Source organism: Nocardioides marinus, from assembly GCF_013408145.1.
Classification (GTDB): domain Bacteria; phylum Actinomycetota; class Actinomycetes; order Propionibacteriales; family Nocardioidaceae; genus Nocardioides; species Nocardioides marinus.
Map to the genome: position 1 here is coordinate 669197 of NZ_JACBZI010000001.1, position 12308 is coordinate 681504.

The window sequence follows — 12308 nt, forward strand, 5'->3', positions numbered from 1 at the left end:
TCCTACCAGGGCGCCTTGACGTAGTCCTTGAGGAAGCAGCCGAAGAGGTCCTCGCCGGCCTCGCCGCGCACGATCGGGTCGTAGACCCGGGCGGCGCCGTCGACGAGGTCGAGCGGGGCGTGCCAGCCCTCGGCGGCGATGCGCAGCTTCTCCTGGTGCGGGCGCTCGTCGGTGATCCAGCCGGTGTCCACGGCGGTCATCAGGATCCGGTCGGTCTCGAACATCTCCTCGGCCGAGGTCCGGGTGAGCATGTTGAGCGAGGCCTTGGCCATGTTGGTGTGCGGGTGTCCGGCGCCCTTGTAGCGCCGCCCGCCGAACTGGCCCTCCATCGCGCTGACGTTGACGACGTACGCGCGGCGCGCACCGCGGGCGACCGCCGCGCGCATCGCCGGGCGCAGCCGGGAGACCAGCAGGAACGGCGCGATCGCGTTGCAGAACTGCACCTCGAGCAGCTCCAAGGGGTCGACCTCGTCGACGACCTGGGTCCAGGAGTTGGTGGTCTGCAGGTCGGGGAGCAGGCCGCCGGCGTCGACGGCGGTGCCGGCCAGGTGTGCGTCGAGGGAGGCGTGACCGGCCTTGAGCGCCAGGGCGGTGAGGCTGGCGGCGTTGTGGACCGCCGCGGCGTGCTCCGCGGACTCGCCCTCGTGGTGGGCGACCGCGTGCTCGCGCAGCGCGCCGGTGATGGCGGCGGGGTGCGCCTCGGAGATCCGGTCGAAGGAGACCATCTCCGGCAGCACGGGCAGGTCCGGCAGCGGGGCGGACTCCATCTCGACGAGCTGGGAGTAGGCGCCCGGGCTGCGGCGGACGGTCTGGCAGGCGTTGTTGATCAGGATGTCCAGCGGACCCCCGGCGGCGACGTCGTCGGTCAGCGCGACCACCTGGGTGGGGTCGCGCAGGTCGATACCGACCACGGTCAGCCGGTGCAGCCAGTCCGCGGAGTCCTCCATGGCCGCGAACCGGCGTACGGCGTCCTTGGGGAACCGGGTGGTGATCGTCAGGTCCGCCCCGTCGCGCAGCAGTCGCAGGGCGATGTACATGCCGATCTTGGCGCGGCCGCCCGTGAGCAGGGCCCGCTTCCCGGTGAGGTCGGTGCGCTGGTCGCGCTTGGCGTGGGAGAAGGCAGCGCAGTCGGGGCACAGCCCGTGGTAGAAGGCGTCGACCAGGGTGTAGTCGCTCTTGCAGATGTAGCAGCCGCGGGCGGTGATGAGCTCGCCGGCGTAGGCGCCCTGGGCGGTGGAGACCAGCGGGAGGCCGGCGGTCTCGTCGTCGATGCGCAGGGCCGAGCCGGTCGCGGTCCGCTCCACGACGGCGCGGTCGTGGGCGGCACGCTCCGCCCGGAGGGCCGCCCTGCGGGTCTTCTTGATCAGCTTCCACATGTGCCCGGTGGCGTGCTTGACCGTGCGGACGTCGGGGTGGTCGGGCGCGAGCAGGTGCAGTTCGGAGAGCACCTTGAGCGTCGTGGCCAGCTCGTCGGGATCGACCCGCTCGAGGTACGTCGCGTCGGTGGCCGTGGGCTCGGGCGGCTGGGTCACCGGGTGACCATACGCGGGTCCGCGCGTTCGGACATGTTCGGACTTGTTCGGGACGGTGGTGCAGAAAACCTTAACCGTGTCGGTGGTCACCTCTATCCTTGCGCCCGTGATGCTCGGATGACGACGTTTGACCAGATCGCGGGGGACCTGCAGGCCCGCCGCGCGGCCGCGGGGGCGCCGTCGTACGCCGAGATCGCGCTGCGCATCGCCAAGCTCCGCGAGCTCCGCGGAGGGCCCGACGCCCAGTCGCGTCCGGCCCGCACGACCGTCTACGACGCCTTCCGCGAGGGCCGTCGCCGGATGGACACCGCGCTCGTGCTCGACATCGTGCGCGCCCTCGGCGCGACGGAGGCCGAGGTGGACGAGTGGGCCGAGCGCTGCCGCACCGCCCACGCCGGGGCCGCACCGACGCCGGTGAGGGAGCCGGCGCCCGCCCCGGAGCCCGAGCCCGAGCCGGCGCCAGAGCCCCCGCCGCCGCCCCCGGCACCGCCCACCGTCAACGCCGCCCTGCTGCTGTGCCTGGGCTGCCTGGCGATCAACCTCTTCGGCCGATGGATGGTCAACGTCCTGGAGATCCCGCTCTACCTCGACATGGTGGGCACCGCCGTGGCCGCGATCATCCTCGGCCCGTGGTGGGGCGCGGGTGTCGGCGTCTCGACCAACTTCCTCGGCGTCGGGCTCTCGGGCTACGACTCGATCCCGTTCGCGGTCGTCAACGTCGCCGGCGCCCTCGTGTGGGGCTACGGGGTGCGCCGGTTCAAGATGGGCTCGACGATCCCGCGGTTCTTCGGGCTCAGCGCCCTCTCGGCGCTGTGCTGCACGCTGTTGGCCGTGCCGATCATCCTGGCGCTCGGGGGCCAGACCGGCAACGGCGCCGACGACGTGCGGCTGATCATCCAGGACGTCGTGAACTCCCTGTGGCTGGCCGTGGCCAGCTCCAACATCATCACCTCGTTGGCCGACAAGACGATCTCCGGCGCGGTGGCGCTGCTCGCGGTGGACGTGCTGCCCTGGACGCTCGTGGCCTCGATGCGGCCGCTGATGCCGCTGGCGGGTTCGCGCCCCGAGCCGCCGGTACGCTCCTCGGCATGAGCAGCCCCCAGGCGCACCTCGTCCTGACCGTCATCGGCGCCGACCGCCCCGGTCTGGTCTCGGCGGTCTCGGGCCCGGTCGAGCGGCACGGCGGCAGCTGGCAGCGTTCGCAGATGGCCCGCCTGGCCGGGGAGTTCGCCGGCATCGTGCTGGTGACGGTCCCCGAGGCGGCCGTCGGGGCCCTCGAGGGCGACCTGGCCGGGCTCGCGGCCGACGGCCTGCGTGTCGACGTACGCCGCACGGACGCTCCGTCCGAGGCGGCACCGGCCAGCGTGCAGCTGCACCTGCTCGGGACCGACCGCCCCGGCATCGTCGCGGAGATCTCGCGCACGATCGCCGCTCACGGGGTCGGCATCGAGAGCCTCACCACCGACCTGCGTGAGGCGCCGATGGCCGGCGGCCTGCTCTTCGAGGTCGAGGCCGAGCTGAGCGTGCCGGGGGAGTCCGGGCTCGACGAGCTGCGCGCGGCGCTGGAGCAGATCGCCGACGAGCTGATGGTCGAGCTCAGCCTCGAGTGACCTTGCGGGTGCGTCGGCGCAGCTGGAGGATCCGCAGCGAGCCCGCGGTGGCGGTGAGCAGGATGCCGGCCGCGGTGGCGATGAGCAGTGCCACGGCGACCGGGGCCTCGCCCTGGAAGGAGAGGAACCGCACCGTCGTGGTGTCGGTGTTCTGGGCGATGAAGACGACCAGCAGCACCAGCAGCAGCCCCAGCCCCACGGTGCCCACCCACACCCCGCTGGTGCGGGAGCCGCGCAGCGGGTTGTCCGGCGTCCGGCTCTTCTCCGGCTCCGGTGTGGTGGACTGGTCAGGGGTCTCGGGCTGCTCGCTCGCGGTGCTCACACCCTCAATCTAGTCCGTCGGTGGGCTGGACCACTTCGCCCGGATGACGGGACGGCGGGCCGGTTCGCCTGACAGGCGCCGGATCGGCGCTTATCGTTCCTGATGAACCGCTGGCGACCCGAGACGCCAGCGGTTCTCTACTTTCCCGGCGCCAGCGGGCGCAGCACGTCCTCCGCGAAGCGCTCCAGGCCGTCGAGCTTCTGCTCCAGCCCCACGTCGAGCCCGTGGTAGTAGGCCCACGGCATCGTCATCACGTCCGTGACGCCGAGCTCCTCGGCCCGTGCGAACTGCTCGGGGGTGAAGGCGTCGGTCAGGGCGGTGATGACCGAGAAGTCGCGCTCGTTGCCGGCCTCCTCGCGCATCCGGGCCAGCGTCGTCGCGTGCTCGGCGGCCTCGTCGACGGTGTAGAGGTCGCCGACCCACCCGTCGTGCCGGGCGGCGCGTCGGAACGCGACCTCGGACAGCCCGCCGACGTACACCGGGATCGGGGCGGTCGGCGTGGGCTCCATGACCATCCTCGGCGCCGAGTAGAAGTCCCCCTCGAACTCGGTCCACCCGGCCTGCCAGAGGGCCTGCATGAGACGCAGGGCCTCGTCGGTGCGTCGGCCGCGGGTCCCGAAGTCCTGCTCCAGCAGCTCGAACTCCTCGCGGCACCAACCGATGCCGACCCCCAGGGCGACCCGGTCACCGGACAGGACGGCGGCGGTGCCGACCGACTTGGCGACCTGGAACGGGTTGCGGATCGCCGGGACGTAGACGGAGGTGAAGAAGCGCAGCCGCGTCGTCACCGCCGCCAGCGCGCCGATGAGCACCCACGGGTCCGGCCAGGCCGCGTCGCGGCCCCACCGGCGCTCGCCGTCGGAGGTGTAGGGGTAGGGGGTCTGCAGGGTCTCCAGGTCCACGACGTGGTCCGGGACGGCCATCGCGTGGTAGCCGAGCCGGTCGGCGGCCTGCGCCAGGACGGGGAGCTCGGTGACCGGGAGGTAGGCGGTGCTGAGGGAGAAGCGCACCCCGGCACCCTACTGATGGACTAGAACGCGTTCTAGTCCTCCGGGACGACGTGGACGGCCGCCTCCTCGGGGGAGGCCGCGGCGCCGTCGATGCCGACGTCGTCGCCGACGAGGTCCTTCTCGGTGTCCTCGCCCAGCCCCTGGTCGGGGTCCACGAGCCGACCGGCGCGCTGGTCGCCCACCTCGCCGTCGTCGAGGTCCTCGGTCGGAACGTCGGTGTACGGATCCGGCTCCGGGACCTCCTGGGCGATCCGCTGGTCGAGGGACTCGCCGGTGGCCTCCTCGTAGGGGGTGTTGCCGTAGCCCTGGCCGGGGGAATACTTCTCCGGCGGGGAGTAGCCGCGGTCCAGCTCGTCCTCGACGTCGCCCTCGACGTCGGTGAGGTTGTCCAGCCCCACGGGCTGGTCCTCGTCGTCGACGCTGTAGTCGCCGTAGGTCTCCGCGGCGGTGGTGGCGTCCAGGTCGGTCTCGGTCGGCTCGCTCTGGCTCATGGCCCCAACGTAGGCACGCACACGCGCCGACCGTCCCACCCGGTCGGGCCCCTGCGTTGACATTAGTTCGACACTCGTACTTAATGGGGGTGTGACGTACGTCATCGGCCTCGACTCCAGCACCCAGTCCTGCACCGGCGTGCTCGCGGACGCCGCCACGGGAGAGGTGGTCGGGGAGGCCCGGGTGCCGCACCCGACCGGGACGCGGGTGGATCCGCGGGCCTGGCTGCAGGCGGTCGACGAGGTGCTGGCCCGTCTCGCGCGCGTCGGCAGGGCGGAGGCCGTGGCCGTGGGCGGACAGCAGCACGGCATGGTCGCCCTGGGCGACGCAGGGGAGCCGGTCCACGACGCGCTGCTGTGGCACGACACCCGCTCGGCCGCTGCGGCCCGGGCCCTGATCGAGGAGATGGGCGGGGCGCAGGCCTGCGCGGCCGAGGTGGGCAGCGTCCTCGTCGCGTCCTTCACGGTGACCAAGCTCCGGTGGCTGCGCGACCACGATCCCGCCGCGGCCTCGAGGGTGCGCAGCGTCCTGCTGCCCCACGACTACGTCTCCTGGCACCTCTCCGGTCGCCGGGCCGCGCCCTGGACCGACCGCGGCGACGCCTCGGGCACGGGGTACTACGCCACGGGTCGCGGCGAGTGGCGTCCCGACCTGGCGGCCGCCGCCCTCGGGCACGAGGTCGAGCTGCCGCGCGTCGTCGCTCCCGGCGAGGTCGCCGCGACCACGCCGGACGGGCAGGCGCTGGCGGCCGGCACCGGGGACAACATGGCCGCCGCCCTCGGCACGGGCCTGCGCCCGGGCGACGTGCTGCTCTCCATCGGCACCTCCGGCGTCGCCTCCACCGTGAGCCCGCACCCCGTCGCCGACGGCACCGGCACCGTCACCGGCTTCGCCGCCGCCGACGGCGGCTTCCTGCCCATGGTCACGACGATGAACGCCGCCCGGATCCTCGACCTCCAGGCCGCCTGGTTGGGCACCGACCACGCCGGCCTCGCCGCCCTCGCCCTGGAGTCCTCCCCGGGCGCCGGTGGCGCGGTGCTGCTGCCCTACTACGCCGGGGAGCGCACGCCGAACCGTCCGGACGCCGTGGGCACCTGGACCGGCCTCACCACGACCACCACCCGCGCCGACCTCGCGCGGGCGGCCGTCGAGGCGCTCTCGTGCAGCCTCGCCGACGCCGTGGACCACCTGCGGGCCCACACCGGCGAGTCCGGTGGCCGCGTCCTGCTGGTCGGCGGTGCCGCGCGCAGCCCCGCCGTGCAGCGAGTGCTGCCCGGCGTCCTGGGAGCCAGCGTCGAGCTGCCGCCCCCGGCGGAGTACGTCGCCCTCGGGGCCGCGCGCCAGGCTGCGTGGGCGCTGTCCGGGGCCCCGACCCCACCTGCCTGGGAGCTGCCCGGCACGCAGCTGCTCGAGGCACCCGCCACCCCCGAGGTCCGCGAGCGCTACGCGACGCTGCGCGACCGGACCTCGGACTGGACCTGAGCAGGACTCCGACGAGGGCCTGACCGGCCCACGCCCCGCCGCCACCACCATCACCGCCACCCTCACCGACACGACCACGAGACGAGGAACCATGCCACTCCAGATCCCCGCACCCACGCCCGAGGACAAGTTCTCCTTCGGCCTGTGGACCATCGGCTACGTCGGCCGCGACCCCTTCGGTGAGGCCACCCGCCCGGCCATGGACCCGGTCCACGCCCTCGAGCGCCTGGCCGAGCTCGGCGCCTACGGCGTGAACTTCCACGACGACGACCTGATCCCGTTCGGCGCCGACGACGCCACGCGCGGGCAGATCCTCGACCGGTTCCGCCAGGGGCTGGCCCAGACCGGCCTGGTCGTCACCACCGCCACCACCAACCTGTTCAGCCACCCCGTCTTCAAGGACGGCGCCTTCACCTCCAACAACCGCGAGGTGCGCCGCTTCGCCCTGCGCAAGGTGATGCGCAACCTCGACCTGGCCGCCGAGCTCGGTGCTCAGACCTACGTCTGCTGGGGCGGCCGCGAGGGTGCCGAGCACGGCGCGTCCAAGGACGTCGCCTCCGCCCTGGACCGCTACCGGGAGGCCTTCGACGTCCTCGGCGAGTACGTCGTCGACCAGGGCTACGACCTGCGCTTCGCCATCGAGCCCAAGCCCAACGAGCCCCGCGGCGACATCCTGCTGCCCACCGTCGGCCACGCGCTGGCCTTCATCGAGACCCTCGAGCGACCCGAACTGGTCGGGCTCAACCCCGAGGTCGGGCACGAGGAGATGGCCGGCCTCAACGCCGCGCACGGCTACGCCCAGGCGATGTGGCAGGGCAAGCTGTTCCACATCGACCTCAACGGCCAGCACGGTCCCCGCTTCGACCAGGACCTGCGCTTCGGCGCCGGCAACGTCCGCGGAGCTTTCTGGGTCGTGGACACCCTGCTCTCGGGCGGGTACGACGGTCCCGTGCACTTCGACTACAAGCCCTCGCGCACCGAGGACGAGCACGGCGTGTGGGCGACCGCGCAGGCGTGCATGACCAACTACCTCGTGCTGCGCGAGAAGGCCCGAGCCTTCCGTGCCGACCCCGAGGTGCAGGCGGCGCTGGAGAAGGCCGAGCTGCCCGAGCTGGCGCGGCCGACGCTCGCCGAGGGCGAGACCTGGCGCTCGCTGGCCGGCGACCCGGCCCCGGACGTCGAGGCGCTCGGCGCCCGCGACACCGGCCTGGAGGTGCTCGACCAGCTCGCGCTGGAGCACCTGTACGGCGTGCGCTGACGGCGTGAGGCAGGCCCCCCGCCCCGTGACGGGCACCGAGTGGCTGCGCCGGGCCAACACGGCCGCGGTGCTGCGCTCGCTGCGCCACGACGGCCCGGCGTCCCGCAGCGAGCTCGCCGAGCGGACCGGCCTGGCCAAGGCCACGGTCGGGGCGATCGCCGCAGAGCTGGAGGATCGTGGCGCGGTGGCGGAGACCACCGAGCCCCCCGCCTCCGCGACGGTGAGGGGCCGGCCCCGCCGGCCGTTGTCCCTCACCGGGCACGGCCTGGTCGGCCTGGGCTTCGAGGTCAACGTCGACTACGTCAGCGCCGTAGCGGTCGACCTGGCCGGCGACGTCGTCCTCTCGCGGAGCCGTGGTCTCGACGGGGCCGGTGCGTCGGACGCGCTGAGCGGCCTGGTCGCCGAGACCGCGCGCGCGCTGTCCGGGCGACGGCTGGCCGGCGTGACGGTGGGCGTGCCCGGGCTCGTGCAGGCCGACGACCGGACGGTGGCGTGGGCGCCGAACCTGCGGCTGGACGACCCGCGGCTGTCCGAGCTGGTCGGCGGGGTGCTGGCCCGGGAGCACGACGGGGCCGTGCCGTCGGTCCGGGTGCTCAACGACGCCAACTGCGCGGCGTACGCCGAGACCCGGCGTGGTGCCGCGGCCGGTGTGGCGCACGCGCTCTACCTGACCGGCACGATCGGGATCGGCGCCGGCGTGGTCATCGACGGGCGGCTGCTCCGGGGAGCGGCCGGGTTCGCCGGCGAGGTCGGCCACCTGCCGCTGGGGCGCCCCGAGGACCGGTGCGGCTGTGGTCGGGCCGGGTGTCTGGAGGCCAGCGTGGGCCTCATGGCGCTGTGCCGGGCAGCCGGGCTGCCGCCCGGAGGGACACCGACGGCGGTGGCCCGCGAGGTCGCCGCGAGGGCGGCGGGCGACGCCGCGGTGCGAGGCGCGGTGGGGGACCTGGGCCGCCTGCTGGGGTCGGGGCTGGCCGCGCTGGCCACGGTCCTGGACCCCTCGGTCATCGTGCTTGGCGGGTACTTCAGCGAGCTCGGCGACCTCGTCCTCGAGCCGGCACGTGCCGAGCTCGACGCGAGACTGCCCTCGCCCGCCCAGCCCCGGCCGCAGCTGCGTGCCTCGGAGCTCGGGCTGGTGGCCGCGGCCACGGGAGCGGCCGAGCGGTCCTGGGACGACGTGATGGACGGGTCGGCGGCGCTGCCCTGAGGCCGCGTCAGCCGCGTCAGCCGCGTCAGCCGGCCAGCCGGGCCGGTACGTCGCGCACGGCCTGGGCCATGGTGGCGACCGGGTCCACGAGCAGCGGCTCGAGCGCCACCTCCGCGGCGCCGACCAGCACCGAGTCGGCGCCGAGACCCGGCGTGGTGAGGCTGACCGACTCCATGGGGGCCGGCAGGGCGCGGGCCGCCAGCGCTCGGCGCACCTCGTCGCCGACGAGCGCGAAGAGCGGGCGGAAGTAGCCCCCGAGCACCAGCCGCTCGGGATTGAAGACGTTCACCAGGCTGGCCAGACCACCGCCGAGCTGCTCGCCGATCTCCCGCAGGCCCTCCAGCGGGCCGGTGTAGGTGTCCAGGAAGCCGTCGAGCGAGGCCACCTGCTGCGCCGGGCAACCGACCGCTTCTGCGATGGCCAACCCGCCGACCTCGGTCTCCCAGCAGCCGACGTTGCCGCAGTGGCAGGCCCGGCCCTCGGTGCCCAGCCGCAGGTGACCGACCTCGCCGACGTACCCCGCGGCTCCGCGCAGCGGGTGACCGCCCAGGATGACGCCGGCGCCGACGCCGACGTTGCCGGAGATGTAGACCAGGTCGTCGATGCCGAGACCGGCACCGCGACGCTGCTCGGCCAGCGCCCCCAGGTCGGCGTCGTTGGCGGTGGTGACGGGCACGTCGAGGCCCAGCGCGGCCAGGACGATGGAGCCGAACGAGACGTCGTGCCACTCCAGGTTCGGTGCCAGCCGCACGAGGCCGTCGCTGCGGCGGACCAGGCCGGGGACGCTGACCCCCATGCCCACCAGCGGAGCGGCCGGTGGCGCGCCCGAGACCACCTCGCGGACCAGGTCCGCCACCGTCGACCCCACCTGCCAGGCCTCTCGGGCGGAGGAGGGGATGGCCGCGCGGGCCCGCTGCTCGACCGCGCCGCCGAGCGCGACCCTGGCGACCACCACGCGGTCGACCCCGAGGTCGACGGCGATCACGAACGGGCCGTCGTGCGCCGTCGTGACCCCGGCCGAGGGGCGGCCGGCGCCACGGCTCGGCGAGGGCTGGGTCTGACGGGCCAGCCCCAGCCCCTCGAGCTCGGTGACCAGTCCGCCGATCGTGCTGCGGTTGAGCTGCATGCGGGTCGTCAGGTGGGCGCGGGAGACCTCCCCGCCCAGGTGCACGTGACGCAGCAGGGTGCCGAGGTTGTGGCGGCGGACGGCCTCGTGGTTGGTGCCGGTGCCCGTGGCGGGCCGCGCCGGCGTCACGGTCACACCCCTGCCGTGGAGCGGCGTCGGCGCGAGAGGGCGTCCACGCTGGCGGCGACGAGGAGCACCCCGCCGGTCACCAGGTAGTTGGCGTAGCTCTCGTTGACCAGCAGCGGCAGGCCGTTGGCGATCGTGGCGATGGTGAGTCCGCCGATGACGGCGTGGACCGCACGACCACGGCCGCCGAAGAGGCTGACCCCGCCGATCACGGCCGCGCCGACGGCGTACAGCAGGACGTTCCCGCCGCCGGAGGAGGCCGAGACCTTCCCGGTGTAGGAGGCCTGCACGATGCCGCTGGCTGCGGCCATCATCGAGCAGAAGACGAAGGCCGAGACCTTGATGCGTACGACGTTGACGCCCGCTCGCCGCGCAGCCTCGGCGTTGCCGCCGACGGCGTAGAGGTAGCGGCCGAACGTCGTGCGGGTCAGGACGAAGGTCCACACGAGCAGCAGCACGACCACCACGGGCAGCACCCACGGGATCCCCTGGATCGGGAACGTCGGCCGGCCGCGGTTCTGGTTCAGCAGGAACGGCACGGCGAGGATGACCAGGCTGATGGCCACGACGCGGACCACCACGACGGGGAAGGGAGGGTGCTGCAGCCCCTTGGCGACGCGCTGACGGTGCTGCCAGAGCGTCCCCCCGGCGAAGACCGCCGCCACCAGGACGGCCACGACCCAGCCCGCGGTGACGCCGACGTTGTTGATCGTGAGTCCGCGCAGGACCTCGTCGGCCACTCGGATCGAGCCGCCCTCGCCGATGAGCCACAGCAGGACGCCCTGCAGGCCCAGGAAGAAGGCGAGGGAGACCACGAAGGACGGGATGCCGAGGATAGCCACCAGGGCGCCGACGGCCAGGCCGATCAAGGCGCCAACCAGCAGCCCGACGGCCACCGCCACGGTCCAGTGCTGGCCGTGGTCGACGATCGCCAGCGCGGTGAACCCGGCCGACGTGCCGCCGGCGACGCCGGCGGACAGGTCGATCTCGCCGAGCAGCAGCACCGGCACCAGGCCCATGGCCAGCAGGCAGATCGGCCCCGCCTGCACGATGAGGTTGGAGATGTTGAGCAGGGAGAAGAATCGCTCGGTGGTGACCGAGAAGACGATGCCGAGGACGACGAGGCCCAGGACGGCGGGCAGGGCGCCCATGTCACCGCCGCGTACGCGGCCGAGGTAGGCGCGCAGGTACTCCGGGACGGTGCTCGTGCGGGTGTCGATGGCGAAGTCGCTGTCGGCGAGCTCGGGCTTGGTGCTGGTCATGTCGTGGCTCCGGGGTCGGGGGCGGTCACAGAGCGGTCAGAGTGCGTTCTCGGCGAGGCCGAGTGCGCCCGAGCGGCCCGCGGTGATCAGCTCGACCACCTGCGCGTGGTTCACGTCGGTGGCCGGGACGTCGGCGGCCACCCGCCCCAGGTAGAGCGCGGTGATCCGGTCGGCGACCTCGAAGACGTCGGTCATGTTGTGGGAGATGAGGACCACGCCGAGCCCGCGGTCGGCCAGCCGGCGGACGAGGTCGAGGACCTGCCGGGTCTGGGCGACGCCGAGGGCGGCGGTGGGCTCGTCGAGCAGGACGATGCGGGAGTTCCAGAGGACGGCCTTGGCGATGGCCACGGTCTGGCGCTGCCCGCCGGAGAGGCTGTTGACGCTCTGGCGCACCGACTTCACGGTGCGCACGGAGAGAGAAGCAAGGGTCTCGCGGGCCCGGGTCTCCATGTCGACCTCGTCGAGCATGCCCCAGCGTCGGGTCTCGCGACCCAGGAACATGTTCTGGACGATGTCGAGGTTGTCGCACAGTGCGAGGTCCTGGTAGACGACCTCGACGCCCAGGTCGGCGACGTCGCGGGGTCCGTGGACGTCGACGGGGCGGCCCTCGAAGAGGTACTGGCCGGAGTCGCGGCCGTAGATCCCGGCGATGACCTTGACCAGGGTCGACTTGCCGGCGCCGTTGTCACCCACGAGGGCGGTCACCTGGCCGGGGTGGACGTCGAAGTCGACGTCGTGCAGGACGTGCACGTGTCCGAAGCTCTTGTTCACGCCGCGCAGCGCCAGCAGCGGTTCGGTCATCGGTGGTCTCTCTCTCGGTGCGGTCGTGCCTGCAGGGGTGGTGGTGCCGGGTGGGCGTCGGTCCGGGACGCCCACCCGGCTCA

At 73.5% G+C, this 12308-nt stretch carries 12 protein-coding genes; 5 read left to right on the forward strand and 7 right to left on the reverse strand.

The genetic code is table 11. The features are described from left to right. Positions 1–2: 2 nt before the first annotated feature. Positions 3–1532, reverse strand: a complete 1530-nt coding sequence (locus tag BKA05_RS03265; RefSeq protein ID WP_343045504.1) for an SDR family NAD(P)-dependent oxidoreductase — start codon at positions 1530–1532, stop codon at positions 3–5. A gap of 117 nt (positions 1533–1649) precedes the next feature. Here BKA05_RS03265 and BKA05_RS03270 point away from each other — a divergent pair, with 117 nt between their 5' ends. Together BKA05_RS03270 and BKA05_RS03275 are read left to right on the forward strand one after the other, a co-directional pair. Then, positions 1650–2624: an ECF transporter S component gene (locus BKA05_RS03270; RefSeq protein WP_179530146.1), complete on the forward strand. Its 975-nt coding sequence runs from the start codon at positions 1650–1652 to the stop codon at positions 2622–2624. After that, positions 2621–3142, forward strand: coding sequence for a glycine cleavage system transcriptional repressor (locus BKA05_RS03275; RefSeq protein WP_179530147.1), 522 nt, complete (start codon positions 2621–2623; stop codon positions 3140–3142). Before BKA05_RS03270 ends, BKA05_RS03275 begins: the two co-directional genes overlap by 4 nt. Here the strand turns inward: BKA05_RS03275 and BKA05_RS20175 are convergent. The 3 genes from BKA05_RS20175 to BKA05_RS03290 form a co-directional block, all read right to left on the reverse strand. Beyond that, a complete protein-coding gene (locus BKA05_RS20175) occupies positions 3129–3464 on the reverse strand; it encodes a lipopolysaccharide assembly protein LapA domain-containing protein (protein ID WP_179530148.1) in 336 nt (111 codons plus the stop codon). The two genes, BKA05_RS03275 and BKA05_RS20175, sit on opposite strands and share 14 nt — an antisense overlap. A 137-nt stretch (positions 3465–3601) precedes the next feature. Then, on the reverse strand, positions 3602–4474 hold the full coding sequence (locus BKA05_RS03285) for a TIGR03619 family F420-dependent LLM class oxidoreductase (RefSeq protein WP_179530149.1): 873 nt from the start codon (positions 4472–4474) through the stop codon (positions 3602–3604). Between the two features lie 32 nt (positions 4475–4506). Then, on the reverse strand, positions 4507–4965 hold the full coding sequence (locus BKA05_RS03290; RefSeq protein WP_179530150.1) for a DUF5709 domain-containing protein: 459 nt from the start codon (positions 4963–4965) through the stop codon (positions 4507–4509). Between the two features lie 91 nt (positions 4966–5056). On the opposite strand from BKA05_RS03290, the gene BKA05_RS20180 reads away from it, so the two are divergent. From BKA05_RS20180 to BKA05_RS03305, 3 genes are all read left to right on the forward strand, one after another. After that, complete coding sequence (locus BKA05_RS20180) at positions 5057–6448, forward strand: FGGY family carbohydrate kinase (protein WP_179530151.1); 1392 nt, start codon at positions 5057–5059, stop codon at positions 6446–6448. 91 nt (positions 6449–6539) lie between these two features. Then, positions 6540–7706 (forward strand): xylose isomerase, encoded by a 1167-nt coding sequence (gene xylA, locus BKA05_RS03300; protein WP_179530152.1) that lies wholly within the window; start codon positions 6540–6542, stop codon positions 7704–7706. A gap of 4 nt (positions 7707–7710) precedes the next feature. Further along, positions 7711–8910: an ROK family protein gene (locus BKA05_RS03305; protein WP_179530153.1), complete on the forward strand. Its 1200-nt coding sequence runs from the start codon at positions 7711–7713 to the stop codon at positions 8908–8910. Between the two features lie 25 nt (positions 8911–8935). Here the strand turns inward: BKA05_RS03305 and BKA05_RS03310 are convergent, their stop codons facing one another. The 3 genes from BKA05_RS03310 to BKA05_RS03320 are packed head-to-tail and all read right to left on the reverse strand — an operon-like array spanning position 8936 to position 12225. Then, positions 8936–10165: an ROK family protein gene (locus BKA05_RS03310; protein ID WP_179530154.1), complete on the reverse strand. Its 1230-nt coding sequence runs from the start codon at positions 10163–10165 to the stop codon at positions 8936–8938. A 2-nt stretch (positions 10166–10167) separates the two neighbouring features. After that, entirely contained in the window at positions 10168–11424 is a 1257-nt protein-coding gene (locus BKA05_RS03315) for a sugar ABC transporter permease (protein ID WP_179530155.1), read from the reverse strand. A gap of 36 nt (positions 11425–11460) precedes the next feature. Next, entirely contained in the window at positions 11461–12225 is a 765-nt protein-coding gene (locus BKA05_RS03320) for an ATP-binding cassette domain-containing protein (RefSeq protein ID WP_179530156.1), read from the reverse strand. Between the last annotated feature and the right edge of the window lie 83 nt (positions 12226–12308).